This is a genomic window from Nonomuraea sp. NPDC050383 (assembly GCF_044459125.1).
Taxonomy (GTDB): domain Bacteria; phylum Actinomycetota; class Actinomycetes; order Streptosporangiales; family Streptosporangiaceae; genus Nonomuraea.
In genome coordinates, this window is the sequence record NZ_JBITIP010000001.1 from 269,152 (window position 1) to 282,711 (window position 13,560).

Consider the following 13,560-nt stretch of genomic DNA (forward strand, 5'->3'; position numbering starts at 1 on the left):
CCAGGCCGAGGTCAGCGGCCTGAGGCGCCGTAACCGCCGGCGGCGGGGTGGCGCATGCGCAGCCTCAGCCGCGAGCGGTCGTCCAGGTGATCGAGTGTGACCTCGTCGCACAGCCGGTGCATCAGCCAGAGGCCGTAGCCGCGAAAGGCCACCGTGGGCGTGGCGTCGGCGCCGCGGCGCACGTGCTCGCTGGTCAAGGTGCCGGCCGTGTCGATGACGTCCACCCAGATCCCGGCCGCGTCGGTGCCCGCGACGAGCGTGCCGGTGCCGCCGCCGTGCTCCAGGACGTTGTCGGCCGCCTCGTTGACCGCCAGCACCAGATCGTCCAGGCGATCCCCGCCGAGACCGGCGTCGGCGGCGAAGGCGGTCACCAGATCGCGCAGCCGGCTCAGGTTCTCGGTGATCGGGCACCGCAACTGCCGCCCGGCCTCGCCCATGGCCCCCCTTCCCTGAGCCGACCTGGGCATCTCCTGCCCTGCTGCCGACGCCGAGAGCGTCGAACATCCGTGTCTCCTACCGCGCACCCGCGGAAAAATGCATCGGGCGCGCGATCGGCACAAGTCGGGAATGTGGCTGACCAGGCTACCTGAACCGGTACACCTGAGGGTGTACCGGTGGTCCCGGCCGATTTGTCCGCCCACGCGTGGCGGTCGGGGATGGGGTGCGCCGCCGGTATCGGCGGCCTGTCCTGGGCAGCCAGGAATATGCGGCCGGACACGGTTAAGCTGTGGCGTCACTCGTCATCGAGTCATGCCGCTTGTAAGACCAAAAGCGGACATTCGGTGATAAACATGTCTACTCACTGACTTTTGTCAGATGGGGGTCGTATGGCGTCTGAACTCCCCTCCTTCCCTGTCGCTAACGAGAACCCGCTCGACACCTGCGTCCGGTTACGCGAAATCGCTCCCGTGGTGGAAGTGGAATTCCCCGGAGGCGTGCCCGCCTATCTGGCACTGACCCACACGGCCGTACGAGAGATCCTCGCCGGGGACAACAAGACCTTCCTCCGCGACCCCAGCCACTGGCCCGCCCTGCACGACGGGTCGATCCCCGAGGACTGGCCGCTGCGCGCCATCGTCCAGGGCGGTCACCTGGCCACCATGGACGGCGCCGACCACCGGCGGCTGCGCGGCCTCGTCGGCAAGGCGTTCACCCCGGCCCGGGTGCAGGCCCTGGAGCCGCGGATCCAGCAGATCATCGACGGCCTGCTCGATGACGTGGTGGCCGCCGGCGACGGCGTCGACCTGGTGCCCGCCTTCACCGAGGCGCTGCCGATGTGGGTGATCTGCGAGCTGTTCGGCGTGCCCGCCGAGGACCGGCTCCGGCTGCGGGAGTGGACCGCCGCGCTGCTGGCGCACACCACACCGCCGGAGGTGGCGTTCGCGACGCAGAACGAGCTGCAGGCGTTCCTGCACGACCTGGTGGAGCGCAAGCAGCGCGAACCGGGCGACGACCTCACCTCCGGCCTGGTCCAGGCCCGCGACGAGGGGGACAGCCTGACCACCGACGAGCTGGTCGGCGTCCTGTGGCTCATGCTCGTCGCCGGCCACGAGACCACCGTCCACCTGCTCGGGCACGCCATCGTGGCGCTGGCCCAGAGCCCCGGCCAGCTCGACCTCGCCAAGGCCGGGGAGCGGTGGGCCGACGTGGTCGAGGAGACCCTGCGCTACCGCCACTCGGTGATGATGACCAGCTTCCGGTTCACGGCCGAGGACGTGAACGTCGCCGGGGTGCACATCCCCAAGGGCCGGGCGGTGGGCGTGGTCTACCAGGCCAGTGGCGTCGATCCGGCTCAGCACGGCGAGAGCGCGGACCGGTTCGACATCACCCGCGAGCAGACCGGGCACCTCGGCTTCGGGCACGGCCCGCGCTACTGCATCGGGGCGCCGCTGGCCCGGATGGAGAGCCGGCTGGCGCTCGCCTCGCTGTACCGGCGGCTGCCGCGGCTCAGCCTCGCGATCGACCCCGGCGTCATCCCGTACTCCCCGTCGTTCTTCACCATCGGCCCGCTGTCCTTGCCGGTGAACCTCGGCCTCACCCAGCCCTGACAAGCCGTCGGCCACGCCCGGCACCTCAACCCCGGCCGGCTCCAGTCCTGGCTCATCGTGCGCGGAAGTCGGAGGTGATCACCGTGCATCCGGTCTCATGACAGCCCCAGCCCGGGGTGTCACGGAGCCGAAAGGTGACCGTATGAGCAAGACCGACAAGACCCGGCCCTGGTGGGTGCGGATGGCAGACGCGCCGATGGTGACCTGCCTGCCCGTCCACGACCACCGGTTCGGGCCGTGCACGCTGCCCGGCGAGATCACCGCCGACAGCGCGTCCCTGAGCCACCGCACGAGTGGCTGTCACTGGGGCTCCCCCATCCCCTACGTGTTCGGTTGCGGCACCAGGGGCGGGAACCGGGAGTGGTACCACTTCCGGCGCGAGGAGCGCCGCCGAAGCCGTCACCGGGCGCGCCGCGAGCTGCGCGCCCACCACGGCGACGACTGAAGGAGGCGCCGAGCCGGAGGGCTCGCGGCCCTTGAGGGGTGGCGCACGTCGAAGGCGCCGGTACGGCGACGCGCCCCGGCTCGGTGACGAGTCGGGGCGCGTCGGTGTCGGCCGGCGGAGCAGGCCGGAGCCGGGTCAGAGCCGGCCGGAGCTCAGCCGGACGTCCTCGGCCGGCCGGCGACGGCCGTGGTCGCCGGCGGCCGGGCGGAGGTCACGAGCGGAGCGCCCCACGGAAGCTTGTCCGTCGGCCACAGCTCACGCTGCCGCTTCTTGAGCAGGGTCTCGACCCTGCCGCCCACCGGGCACCGGAAACCCTGCGGGGGCAGGGTCAGTGAGATCAGGTAGTCGTCGATCGGCACCGTGCTGCACTCGTCCTTGCCGTAGATGCGGTGCCCCCAGCCCTCGTAGGTGATCAGGCGCGCCTTGGAGCCGAGCTGACGGGCCACGCCGGCCGACCAGGAGTACGGGGTGGACGGGTCGTGCAAGGAGTTGCCCAGCAGGATCGGAGTGCTGCCCGTGTAACGCAGCCGGTGCTGCGGGTTGGTGGTGGGGTGGCCGAGGCAGACGGGCAGGTCCTCCATCGGCATCGGGTTGTAGCGCATGTCCGGGGCGCGGCGGTTGGAGCTGCGCAGCAGCGCGGCGTACTCCCTGTAGTTGCGCACCCGGAGCCGGTAGTCCTGACAGAGGATCGCGGTGGGCAGCTGGGCGACGTCCCCCGAAACGGGCCCTCGTCCGGGCATCGGCGGCACCCACGACGACGGCTCCCCGCCGTCCAGGGCCCGAAGCAGCTCGCTCAGCAGCTGCCAGGCGGGCCCTTCGGTGCCCAGCACGCCGTTCCACAGGACCTGGATCTCGGTCATCGGGCGGTCCGGGACGCCCGGGTAGTACAGCCGGCCGCTGCGCGCCTTGGCCAGGATGCTCTCCCACACCGCGCGGACGTCCTTGCCGTGCAGGGCGCAGCTCGGATCCTGCCCGCACCAGCCGGCGAACTCGTCGAAGGCGTCCTCGACGGCCGCGGCCTCGGTGTCGAGGAAGTTTTTGACGCCGAGGCTGTGGTCCATGTTGCTGTCCAGGGCCATGGCCCGGATCCGGTCCGGGAACAGCTCGGCGTACATCTGGCCGATCAGCGTCCCGTACGAGACCCCGTAGAAGGTGAGCTTCTCCTCGCCCAGCGCGGCGCGCAGGGCGTCCACGTCGCGCGCGACGTTGACCGAGTCCACATGGTCGTACAGCGGGCCGGTACGGGCCCGGCAGTCCGCGCGCAGCTTCCTGGCGAAGGCGCTCCACCTGACGAAGTCGGCCTGGCTCTTCATGACGGCGTACGGGATCTGGTTGTACACCGACGCCGAGCAGATCACCGGGTGACTGCGGCCGACACCCCGGGGGTCGAAGCCGACGATGTCGAACCGCTTCTGCAGCTCCTCGGTGAAGAACCCGGGAGCGCCGAAGGCGGCCTCCACGCCCGACCCGCCCGGACCACCCGGATTGATCACCAGGGAGCCGACGCGGGCCGCCGGGTCGGTGGCCTTGCGGCGGGCGACGGCCAGGTCGATGGTGGCCCCGGCCGGACGCGACCAGTCGATCGGGACCGCCAGCTTGCCGCACTCGGCGGAGGGCTCCTCCTCGCAGGGCGCCCAGGCGATGCGGCCCTTGCCCGAGGCCGGCTGCTGCGGGCTCGGCGAGGACGTCGGCGAAGTCGTCGGCGTGGACGACGCCGTCGGGGCGGGGGTCGTCCTGGCTTCCGCTCCAGGGCCCGCCGCGACGGCCGGCGACATGGGTAACAGCGTCGCCATCGCCACGAAGGCGACGGCGAGCAGAGATGACCTTCTTCGCACAGTGCTCCCATCGTCGATCGGCCGGTGGGACCGCTCAAGCGGCGCCCGGCCCGGCTCTGATCATCATCGGTCGACCGCCGCGACGCCCCGAAGCCGGCGGCGGCGAACGCGGCCCCCGTATCAGACCGCGACAGATCGACGGCAGCACGATACAACGGCGGCATAACCAAGATCCGCGCAATGGCCGCCGTTCATTCGCCTCCCCGGCCGGTTCAGTACCGAGGGATTCCGCCTCGTCTACGGCGACCCGGTGCCCGGCTACCAGGCCCCCGAGGGCGGCGCCGCCCCGGCCTTCCCCGACCTGCCGCCGGCCGGCGTGGCACTCGCGCTGCGCTGGTGACGTCTCCCGCCGAGGCGTCGAGGAACCATCGGACCAGCGCCGATCGTTGTCGGAGGTGAGTCGTTCAGCGGCCCACCTCAGGAGCGGCAGCATGGAAATCACCGGCATCATCTCCGCCATCATCATCGGCATCGCGATCGGCGCTCTCGGAAGGCTCGTGATTCCGGGCCGGCAGCATCTGCCGATCTGGCTCACGATTCTGATCGGCATCGTTGCCGCGCTCATCGGCACCGCCATCGCCACCGCACTCGGGGTCGCGGACACCCGCGGGATCGACTGGATCGAGCTGGCCATCCAGGTCGCACTCGCCGCCCTGGGCGTGTCCCTGACGGAGGGGATGTACAGCAGGCGCCGGAGGTAGCCGGCCACCCCCGAGGCTCCATGCTCTCCGGGCCGGCCCTCGTCCAGCACGACGACGGCACTCTGCCCGGCCTCGTCAGCCCGCACGACCTGACCACGCTGCTCGTACCCGCGTGACGAAGGCCGCTGTCGACCCCCGCGACGCACAGGGGCACGTCGAGGGCCAAGAAGCGGGACGCGCCCCGAGAACGGTTACGAAGTCTCTTCGGTCAGGCCGAAAGAGGTCCAGCCGCCGTCGGGGAAACCGGCCGCCACGGCGACGGCGGCCGAGGCCAAGTTGTCCGGGGCGTGCATGTACGTGGGGACCGCCCCCTCGTCGAGGACCCGGCGGGCGGCCTGGGCGACGAGTCCGCGTGCCAGCCCCCGCCCCTGAGCCTGGGGTGCCGTCACGACGGCCAGTTCGTGCCCGTACGCGTCGTGGCGCTTGATCCCGACGCCGGCGAGATGCGCCCCGGTCTCCGGATCCCGGGCCACCAGCACGTCGCCGCCGAAGGGCCGCAACCACGCCGGGACGTGCGGGTCGTCCGCGGGGACCCACTCTCCGGCCTCGGGCAGCGACGCGGGCCGGAGGGTCCACCGGTACACGGCGGTGAACCATCCCCGCTGCGGATGCCCCACCATGGCCGGGACCTGCGGCCCCACCACGGCGAGGTCACCGTCGGCGGCGTATCGCCGCGAAACCGGCCCGGCATGCTCGGGCGGGACCGACAGGACGCCGCCTTCCGGCCCCGCCACTCCCAGGACCGGATGGAGCCTGCCGTCCCAGCCGGGCCGCGTCCGTCCCGGCTCGCCGACGACGTCAAGGCCGGAAGCGGGCGGCCACGCGCCGAGCCAGCGGGCCAGGTGCTCGGACAGTCGTCGTTCAGGTGTCATTCCCTGCCTCCTCGATATACGGTGCGGGGGTATAGTATCCCGAACCGGATGCTTGAGAAGGGAACCCACATGCGACGACTGACCGCACTCGACCCCGCCGAAGCGCCGGGGAGATCCCGTGAGCTGCTGGACGACATCATCGCCAGGAGAGGTGGCGTCGGTGAGATGGTCGCCACCATGGCCCACTCCCCCGCGCTGCTCCAGGGCTACCTCGACTTCTCCCGCGCCATGAAGCGGTCCAAGCTCCCCCGCGCCCTCAGCGAGAAGATCTCACTGGCCGTACAGGAGTGGATCGGCTGCGGCCTCTGCCTCGACGCCCACACCCAGGGCGCCCGGGCGGCGGGGCTGAGCGAGCCGGACATCGCCCTGGCCCGCCAGGGCACCTCCACCGACGCCCGCGAGGCGGCGCTCATCGCCGTCGCCGTCCGCGTGCTCGCCGAGCCGTCCTCGATCACCGACCAGGACGTCGCCGACCTCCGGGCGCACGGCTGGAGCGACCGCGTCATCGCCGAGCTCCCCGGCCTCGTCGCCCTCAACCTGCTGACCGGCTCCTTCAACCTCCTGGCCGGACTCGAACCGGCCGATCATCCGGCATAGCTCCCCGGTTCCGGGTGGCCGAGGCGACGAACAGCGGGACGGCCAGGAACAGCCGCCCCCGCCGGGCCCGTTCCGTCTGCTCCGCGGTCCAGGCGTCACGCTGCTCCAGGCTGATGGCCCCCACCGCGAAGGCCGCCTCCGCCCTGCCGGTGAGCAGGGGCAGCGCCTTCGCGTCGGTGAAGACCACTGTGTGGATCTCCACGTGGACGTCGCCGAAGCCCGCTGACAGCAGCAGGTTCCGGTAGCGGCGGGCGGCGCGGGGATCGGGGATCTGATCGGCGCCGGCGTGCACGATGGTCCGGGTGAGGGCCGGGTCGCCGGAGTCGATGACGAACGCGTCCCAGTCCTGGCCGGTGAGCACGATACGGCCTCCCGGGGCGAGCACACGGCCGGCCTCGCGCACGGCGCGGCCGGCGTCGGCCAGCTCGTGCATCACCTTGTCCGCCCGGTACCCGGCGACCTCGCCGTCGTCGAGCGGCAGGGCGTAGGCGTCCCCCGTCCTGAAGTCCCCTTCGGGCCATCTCCGGCGCGCGACGGCGATCATCTCGTCGCTGAGGTCCACGCCGATCGACCGGCATCCCCGCCCGGCCAGCTCGGCGACCGCCCGGCCGGTCCCGCAGCCGACGTCCACGACGCCGGCCCCGGGTCCGAGCCGAAGCAGTTCGTACGACCGGGCGCGCAGGGCCACGGCCGCGGCAACGCCGTCCAGCTCGTCCAGGCGCGTGATGAGTTCACTGGTGTTCGACATGCGCCCCAGCATCCGACTTAATGTCGACATGAAGTCAAGCACGGCGATGGCCATCGGTGCCGTCGCGGCGAGGTTCGGCCTGGCCACCCACGTTCTCCGGCACTGGGAGACGATGGGACTGCTCTCGCCCGCCCGGGTCGCGGGAAGGCACCGCCGTTACGACTCCGCCGACCTCAACCGCGTCGCGATCATCCTGCGGGCCAAGGAGGCCGGCTTCAGCCTGGAGGCCGTCCGGGAGATGCTCATCACCTCCGACCCCGTCGTCCGGAGACGGATCCTCCAGCGCAACCGGGACGATCTGGCGCGACGCATCGCGGAGGCCCAGGCATCGCTGGAGCTCATCGACTGCGCGCTCGGCTGCGATCACGAGGACCTCGCCGGTTGTCCGCACTTCCTGGCGGTGCTCGCGGAGCGCGGCGCCCCGCTGCCGGGCGCCTCCGGGTGATGCTGCGGCGGCAGGCCGGCTCAGTGATCGGCGGGTTCCCACCACACCAGATGGGCGGCCGCCTGGGCCACCGGCTCGATGATCTCCCACGCCTCGGCGATCAGCCCGTCGTCGATCCGCCAGATGTCGACGACCACGATCTCCGGCCCGCCCCCGGGAAGCCGGCGCCGGGAATGCATCACGACGTGATCGCCGTCGGCCAGCACGTGATCGATCTCGACCTGCATACCGGCGAGCGGGACGAGGGCGGCGCGTACGGCGGCGAGCCATTCCGCCTTGGTGGAGGAGGTCGAATCCGGCCTGTGATGGACGAAGTCGTCGCTCAGCAACGGCGCGAGCGCGTCGACGTCGCCCGTTCCGACCAGCTCCGTCAGCGCCTTCTGAACGATGCTCTTGTTGTCCGTGGTCATGTTCTGCGTAGTCATGGGAGCAGTTTTTCCGCCGTCGCGACGATTGTCGATGAACTCGCATGTCATGGCGTACGGCCGCACGAGGAGTAGCATCGGCGGCCATGCACACGGTCGGGGAACTGTTGCGGGAATGGCGGCATCGCCGGCGACTCAGCCAGCTCGATCTCGCGATCGCCGCCGACGTCTCGGCTCGTCACGTCAGCCTGGTGGAGACCGGCAAGTCCAACCCGAGCGCCGACATGGTGCTCCGGCTCGCGGATCAGCTCGATGTGCCGTTGCGTGAGCGCAACCGGCTGTTGCTCGCCGCCGGCTTCGCGCCCCGCTACGCCGAGCGGCCGCTCGACGGGGACGCGCTGTCGGCGGCCTGGGAGGCGGTCGGGAGGGTGCTCCGCGCACACGAGCCGTACCCGGCGCTGGCCGTGGATCGCCGATGGAACATCGTGATGACCAATCGCGCCCTTGAGCCGTTCCTCGCGGACGTCGCCCCCGACCTGCTCCAGCCGCCGATCAACATGGTGCGGCTGGGCCTGGACCCGCGCGGGCTCGCTCCCCGGATCGTCAATCTGGCCCAGGTGCGCGCGGTGCTCCGGACCCGGATCTCGCGTCAGCTCGCCGCTGCTCCCGACCCCGAGCTCACCGCGCTCTACGAGGAACTGCTGACGCCCGGCTCCGGGGACGTGAGCCACCCCGTCGAGTCCGAGGTCGTGATCCCGATGATCTTCAGCTTCGGCGGACGGGAAGTGCGGCTGTTCTCGACCACCACCACGTTCGGCACCCCGATGGACATCACCCTGGACGAGGTCTCGATCGAGTCGTACTACCCGGCGGACGCGGAGAGCGCCGCCTACTTCACCAGGCCCGGCACCGACCCTCACACCGGCGGGTAGCCGCCTGCGCCCGGGGCACTCCGTGCCGGACGGTCCGACGTGATCGCGAGTGCTATATAGTCGAATTCGTCTAGTCGCGTTCGACTATCTGGAGCCCCGGTGCCCGCACGCCCCCTGCGTACCCCGATGACCGTGGCCGTGCTCGGCCTGCTGGCCGAGCGCGCGCGCCACGTCTACGACATGCGCGTCGCAATGCGCGAACGCGGCCACGACCGCACTCTGAAGATCAAGAACGCGTCGTTCTACGACGCCCTGCCCCGCCTGGTCAACGCGGGCCTGATCAGCGAAGGCGAGACCGTTCGCGAGGGCGCCCGGCCCGAGCGGACCGTCCACCGCATCACGGAGGCAGGCGGCTCGACGCTACGTGACTGGCTGCGCGAACTGCTCGACGGTCCCGAGGACGACACCTCCGGCTTCACGGTGGCGCTGATGTTCATGTTCGCGTTGCCCAGGACCGAGGTGATCGCTCTCCTCGAACGCCGCGCCGAGCGCATGCGGGAGCATGTCGACGAAACCGGCCACGCCCTGGACGCCGCCGCGCGAGACGGCGTCGCGCCGGTGTTCCTGGCCGACCACGCCTTCCCTCAGGCCCTGCGCCGGGCCGAGCTCGACTGGCTACGCGCATTCACCACCCAGCTCCGCGACCCGGCCACGCACTGGCCCGGCCCCGGTTCCGACTCCCCGACGAAAGAGCGCAGGTAAATGAGCGCGTCCTCCCCTCATGAGACCAACCGCCTCCTGGCCCGCACCGTCAACATCGGCGCCGACTTCGGCGCCGCACTCGAACAAGGATGGACCGTCCCGGTCGGCCCGCGTCATCTGGACCTGTGCCACGAGGCCGGATTCTCCGCCGTCCGGCTGGCGACCTGCTGGGCCGCGCACACCATCGAATCCCGGGGACGATTCACCGTGGACCCGGCGATCCTCGACAGCGTCGACCTGCTCCTCGACCAGGCCGCCGAACGCGGATTGACCGTCGTCCTGAACAATCTGCAGGACCCCGAGCTGGTGGCCGACCCACCCCGTCACCTCGACCGGCTGCTCGCCACCACCCACCAGGTCGCCGAGCGCTTCTCCGGGCGCCCCGCCCAGGTGATCCTCGAACCCCTCGCCGAGCCCCGCGGCCCGCTCGATCCCCTCTGGAACGACTACCTGCGACAGATCCTCACCGCGCTGCGCGAGGCCGACCCCGCCCGAGCCGTCGTCATAGGCCCGGCCTCCTACAACAACATGCGGCGCCTGCCGGACCTCCGCCTGCCGGAGGACGACCGCAACCTGATCGTCACGGTGCACCAGTACTGGCCGATCACCTTCACCATGCAGGGTGAGACCTGGCTCGGCACCGAGACCCCGTTCGGCGACCCCGTCTCCTGGCTGGGCACGACGTGGCAGGGCAGCCACGAGGAGCGCTCCGTGCTGTCCGACGCCTTCGCCGGCCTGGCGGAGTGGGCGCGCGCGCACGACAGGCCGATCTTCGTCGGCGAGTTCGGCACCTCCGGCAACGCCGACCCGGGCTCACGCGCGCGCTGGGCCGCCGTCAACCGGCGCCTGGCCGAGGAGCACGGCTTCTCGTGGGGTTACTGGTCCTTCGGGCCGACCTTCGCCCTGTACGACGAGAGCACCGGCGGGTGGGACCCCGCGCTGCTGCAGGCCCTCGGCCTCGGACAGGCGAGAAACGTCACCGCGATCTAGCGCTGCGAGTCGTCCGCCGGCGGCGCGCCGAACAGGCTCAGCACGCCCGCCATCGCCCCGAGGTGGATGCCCTCGGCCGTCGTGCCGCCCTGGACGTCGCGGACATCACTGTTGAGCGCCTCCACCAGGAACGGCTCCGAGGCGCCCGGCCGGACCCGGGCCAGCACCCCGGCGTGGACGACGGCGCTCAACGTGGAGCCGTGACAGGTGCGGGCCAGGTAGTAGTCCACGGTCCGCGCCGCGGCCCCGGGGCCCCAGTCGTAGGCGAGCCCGGCGAGGAGCTCCGCCACCCCTTCCTCGCCGAGCAGATGGAAGAGCATGAGCACGTCGGCCTGCTTGGAGGCCTTGTAGCGGTTGGGGGTGTCACCCTCGGCCTCCAGGATGCGGTCCAGGCGCCGGATGTCACCGTAACGGCGCCGGTAGTGCTCCCAGTCCAGCTCCCGCAGGTCGCCGTAGCCCTCGAACTGGCTGATGACCCCGTCATGGAAGTCCACCCGCATCCGCGCGGCCAGGTCGGCGAACCGTTCGGCCTCCTGACCGGTCACATCGCGGGCACCCACCAGGTTCAGGATCTACAGTGCGCGGCGCATCAGCCAGGCGGTCATCACATTGGTGTAGGCGTTGTTGTCGATGCCCGGTGCCGCCCTGCCGGGGTAGCCGTCGTGGTACTCGTCCGGCCCCATCACGCCCCGGATCGCGTATCGGTCGCCCTCCAGGACGGCCAGCGAGGCGAAGAAGCGGGCGACCTCCAGCAGCAGCTCCCCGCCGAAGCCGGCCAGGAAGGCGATGTCCTTCGTCACCAGGTAGTGCCGCCAGACGTTGTAGGCGACGGCGAGCCCGACATGACGCTGCAGATGTGAGTGGTCGGCCAGCCAGCGGCCCGAGCGGGGGTTGTAGTGCACCTCGGGAGTCTCCTCGCGACCGTCGCTCCCGCTCTGCCAGGGGAACATGGCGCCGGCGAAGCCCGCGTCGCGGGCGGCCCGGCGCGCCTGCGGCAGGCGGCGCCACCGGTAGCGCAGCAGTGCTTCCGCGATGTCGGGGAAACGGGGCGCCAGGTAGGGGAAGACGAACAGCTCGTCCCAGAAGACGTGCCCGCGGTACGCCTCGCCGTGCAGGCCCCGGGCGGGCAGCCCGGCGTCGAGCTCCACCACGTGCGGGGACGCCGTCTGCAGGAGGTGGAACGCGTACAGGTTGAGGATCTGCTGCACCTCGGCGTCCTCGGAGGCGACGTGCGCCCGCGACCAGAGGCGCTCCCAGGCCCGCGCGTGCCGCTCCAGGAGGACCGCGAAGCCCGCCGCCCTCATGACAGCGGTCCTGGCGGCCTCCCCGGCCGAGGCGATGGCGCGGTCCCGCGAGGTGTGCACCGCCGTGACCTTCTCCACGTGAACCGCCTCGCCGGCCCGTACCTCCACCGCGAGCTCGTCCGCGGCCCATCCCTCGCCGGCGCGCGCGTGGCGGCGGGCGCCCGCCATCGTGGTCCGTGCGGCGAGCGCGATCTCCACCCGGGAGGTCGCCGTACGCACCAGCACCTCCGTCACCTCGCCGGAGGCGTGCGCGGAGATCGGGACCAGATGGCGTCCCTCCAGCGCCCGGTAGCGGGCGACCCCGGCGTTGACGACACGGCCGTCGATCGCGGAACGCACCTCCAGCGATCCGCTCCAGTCCTCGGGCGTGATCGTGACGGCCAGGGCGGTCAGGTGCGGGTCGTCCATGGAGACCAGGCGCCGCTCCTCCAGCCGCGTGGTCCGCCCGGCGCGGTCGCGCACCCGTACGAGCCAGGTCAGGGTGCCGGAGAGCATGTCGAGCCGCCGATGCCACGTCAGGATCTCGGCCCCGTCACCTGGGGCGAACCACCGGCCGCCGCCGGTGCGGAAGGTCAGCGGCAACCAGTTCGGCGCGTTGACGAGGTCCTCGTTGCTGACCGGGCGGCCGCCCACCTGCGAGGTCAGCCGGTCATAGCAGCCCGCGAGGTAGGTGCCCGGGTAGTGGACGCCGTCGGCGCGCGCCTCGGCGGCGGCGCCCCGGGTGGCGACGTACCCGTTGCCGAGCGTCGTCAGCGCCTCCCTCAGCCCTTCCCGCACGGGGTCGAGGCCGTCATAGGTCAGGAGCCAGGGATTCACGTCGTCTCCCGTGCAGTCGGAGGTCGGCCAGGTCGGCCACGACCACGTCGGCGCCCGCGGCCAGCAGGTCCGCGCGCCGGGCGTGCCGGTCGACGCCCACCACGAGACCGAACCGGCCTCGCCGCCCGGCCTCCACCCCGGCGAGCGCGTCCTCGACCACGGCCGTCCGCTCCGGTGCCGCGCGGAGCCGCCGGGCCGCCTCCAGGAACAGCGCGGGATCGGGCTTGCCGGCCAGGCCCAGCCGGGCGGCGTCCACACCGTCGACCCGCACGTCGAACAGGCCGTCGGCCCCGGCCGCCCGCAGGACCTCCGCGCAGTTGCGGCTCGCCGAGACGACGGCCGTGCGCACGCCCCGGCGCCGCAGCTCGCGCGCCAGCTCCACGCTGGACGGGAACGCGGCCACGCCGTGGTCCCGGATCTCGGCGAGGAAGCAGGCGTCCTTGCGGGAGGCGAGCTCCCGCACCGTGTCCGGGTCGTACGGCAAGCCACGCGAGCCGAGGAAGCCACGCACGCCATCGGTACGGGACCTGCCGTCGACATGGCGCAGATAGTCCTCCCCGGCGTCGAAAGGGCGGAAGGGCTCGCCGTACCGGGTGGCCCGCTCGCGCAGGAACGCGTCGAACACCCGCTTCCAGGCGGCGGCGTGCACCCGGGCGGTGTCGGTGACGACCCCGTCGGTGTCGAACACCGCCGCCACGATCCGGGCGAGATCCACCTCGGCGCAGCACGTCACGGCTTACTCCCTTCCCTCGGACGCCGC

14 protein-coding genes and 1 pseudogene are annotated in these 13,560 nt (G+C 71.8%); 8 read left to right on the forward strand and 7 right to left on the reverse strand.

The features are described from left to right. Positions 1-11: 11 nt before the first annotated feature. Complete coding sequence (locus tag ACIBG4_RS01195) at positions 12-437, reverse strand: ATP-binding protein (protein ID WP_310713941.1); 426 nt, start codon at positions 435-437, stop codon at positions 12-14. 471 nt (positions 438-908) lie between these two features. Here ACIBG4_RS01195 and ACIBG4_RS01200 point away from each other — a divergent pair, with 471 nt between their 5' ends. Next, on the forward strand, positions 909-2,048 hold the full coding sequence (locus ACIBG4_RS01200; protein ID WP_397200127.1) for a cytochrome P450: 1,140 nt from the start codon (positions 909-911) through the stop codon (positions 2,046-2,048). Positions 2,049-2,190: 142 nt separating this feature from the next. Next, complete coding sequence (locus tag ACIBG4_RS01205; protein ID WP_397200128.1) at positions 2,191-2,493, forward strand: hypothetical protein; 303 nt, start codon at positions 2,191-2,193, stop codon at positions 2,491-2,493. A gap of 152 nt (positions 2,494-2,645) precedes the next feature. Here the strand turns inward: ACIBG4_RS01205 and ACIBG4_RS01210 are convergent, their stop codons facing one another. Beyond that, positions 2,646-4,328 carry an alpha/beta fold hydrolase gene (locus tag ACIBG4_RS01210; protein WP_397200129.1) on the reverse strand — a complete coding sequence of 561 codons (1,683 nt, stop codon included), beginning with the start codon at positions 4,326-4,328 and terminating at the stop codon, positions 2,646-2,648. Between the two features lie 431 nt (positions 4,329-4,759). Here ACIBG4_RS01210 and ACIBG4_RS01215 point away from each other — a divergent pair, with 431 nt between their 5' ends. Then, a complete protein-coding gene (locus tag ACIBG4_RS01215) occupies positions 4,760-5,029 on the forward strand; it encodes a GlsB/YeaQ/YmgE family stress response membrane protein (protein WP_397200130.1) in 270 nt (89 codons plus the stop codon). 191 nt (positions 5,030-5,220) lie between these two features. Here ACIBG4_RS01215 and ACIBG4_RS01220 read toward each other — a convergent pair whose 3' ends face one another. Then, positions 5,221-5,901 (reverse strand): GNAT family N-acetyltransferase, encoded by a 681-nt coding sequence (locus ACIBG4_RS01220; protein ID WP_397200131.1) that lies wholly within the window; start codon positions 5,899-5,901, stop codon positions 5,221-5,223. 69 nt (positions 5,902-5,970) lie between these two features. Between ACIBG4_RS01220 and ACIBG4_RS01225 the strand changes: the two genes are divergently transcribed. Beyond that, the gene (locus ACIBG4_RS01225) at positions 5,971-6,498 is read left to right on the forward strand and encodes a carboxymuconolactone decarboxylase family protein (RefSeq protein ID WP_397200132.1); all 528 of its coding nucleotides are present in this window, start codon (positions 5,971-5,973) and stop codon (positions 6,496-6,498) included. On the opposite strand, the gene ACIBG4_RS01230 is transcribed toward ACIBG4_RS01225, so the two are convergent. Further along, positions 6,455-7,246, reverse strand: a complete 792-nt coding sequence (locus tag ACIBG4_RS01230; protein ID WP_397200133.1) for a methyltransferase domain-containing protein — start codon at positions 7,244-7,246, stop codon at positions 6,455-6,457. The genes ACIBG4_RS01225 and ACIBG4_RS01230 overlap by 44 nt on opposite strands. Positions 7,247-7,274: 28 nt before the next feature. Between ACIBG4_RS01230 and ACIBG4_RS01235 the strand changes: the two genes are divergently transcribed. Further along, complete coding sequence (locus ACIBG4_RS01235; RefSeq protein WP_397200134.1) at positions 7,275-7,691, forward strand: MerR family transcriptional regulator; 417 nt, start codon at positions 7,275-7,277, stop codon at positions 7,689-7,691. A gap of 20 nt (positions 7,692-7,711) precedes the next feature. Here ACIBG4_RS01235 and ACIBG4_RS01240 read toward each other — a convergent pair whose 3' ends face one another. Then, positions 7,712-8,182 (reverse strand): nuclear transport factor 2 family protein, encoded by a 471-nt coding sequence (locus tag ACIBG4_RS01240; RefSeq protein ID WP_397200135.1) that lies wholly within the window; start codon positions 8,180-8,182, stop codon positions 7,712-7,714. A gap of 20 nt (positions 8,183-8,202) precedes the next feature. Between ACIBG4_RS01240 and ACIBG4_RS01245 the strand changes: the two genes are divergently transcribed. The 3 genes from ACIBG4_RS01245 to ACIBG4_RS01255 all read left to right on the forward strand — a co-directional run bounded on the left by ACIBG4_RS01245 (position 8,203) and on the right by ACIBG4_RS01255 (position 10,680). Next, positions 8,203-8,988, forward strand: coding sequence for a helix-turn-helix domain-containing protein (locus ACIBG4_RS01245; RefSeq protein WP_397200136.1), 786 nt, complete (start codon positions 8,203-8,205; stop codon positions 8,986-8,988). A gap of 99 nt (positions 8,989-9,087) precedes the next feature. Next, positions 9,088-9,690 carry a PadR family transcriptional regulator gene (locus ACIBG4_RS01250; protein ID WP_397200137.1) on the forward strand — a complete coding sequence of 201 codons (603 nt, stop codon included), beginning with the start codon at positions 9,088-9,090 and terminating at the stop codon, positions 9,688-9,690. Beyond that, positions 9,691-10,680, forward strand: a complete 990-nt coding sequence (locus tag ACIBG4_RS01255; RefSeq protein ID WP_397200138.1) for a glycoside hydrolase family 5 protein — start codon at positions 9,691-9,693, stop codon at positions 10,678-10,680. It begins immediately after the preceding gene. Here the strand turns inward: ACIBG4_RS01255 and ACIBG4_RS01260 are convergent. Next, positions 10,677-12,800 (reverse strand): annotated as a pseudogene (locus ACIBG4_RS01260) (glycoside hydrolase family 65 protein). The gene ACIBG4_RS01255 and the pseudogene ACIBG4_RS01260 overlap by 4 nt on opposite strands. Next, positions 12,775-13,533: an HAD family hydrolase gene (locus tag ACIBG4_RS01265; RefSeq protein WP_397200139.1), complete on the reverse strand. Its 759-nt coding sequence runs from the start codon at positions 13,531-13,533 to the stop codon at positions 12,775-12,777. Before ACIBG4_RS01265 ends, ACIBG4_RS01260 begins: the two are co-directional and overlap by 26 nt. Between the last annotated feature and the right edge of the window lie 27 nt (positions 13,534-13,560).

What these genes read in the sequence shown, in the direction of transcription:
- ACIBG4_RS01195 (WP_310713941.1), bottom strand. Translation starts at nt 437, where the DNA reads ATGGGCGAGGCCGGGCGGCAGTTGCGGTGCCCGATCACCGAGAACCTG.
- ACIBG4_RS01205 (WP_397200128.1), top strand. Translation starts at nt 2,191, where the DNA reads ATGAGCAAGACCGACAAGACCCGGCCCTGGTGGGTGCGGATGGCAGAC.
- ACIBG4_RS01215 (WP_397200130.1), top strand. Translation starts at nt 4,760, where the DNA reads ATGGAAATCACCGGCATCATCTCCGCCATCATCATCGGCATCGCGATC.
- ACIBG4_RS01220 (WP_397200131.1), bottom strand. Translation starts at nt 5,901, where the DNA reads ATGACACCTGAACGACGACTGTCCGAGCACCTGGCCCGCTGGCTCGGC.
- ACIBG4_RS01225 (WP_397200132.1), top strand. Translation starts at nt 5,971, where the DNA reads ATGCGACGACTGACCGCACTCGACCCCGCCGAAGCGCCGGGGAGATCC.
- ACIBG4_RS01230 (WP_397200133.1), bottom strand. Translation starts at nt 7,246, where the DNA reads ATGTCGAACACCAGTGAACTCATCACGCGCCTGGACGAGCTGGACGGC.
- ACIBG4_RS01235 (WP_397200134.1), top strand. Translation starts at nt 7,275, where the DNA reads ATGAAGTCAAGCACGGCGATGGCCATCGGTGCCGTCGCGGCGAGGTTC.
- ACIBG4_RS01245 (WP_397200136.1), top strand. Translation starts at nt 8,203, where the DNA reads ATGCACACGGTCGGGGAACTGTTGCGGGAATGGCGGCATCGCCGGCGA.
- ACIBG4_RS01255 (WP_397200138.1), top strand. Translation starts at nt 9,691, where the DNA reads ATGAGCGCGTCCTCCCCTCATGAGACCAACCGCCTCCTGGCCCGCACC.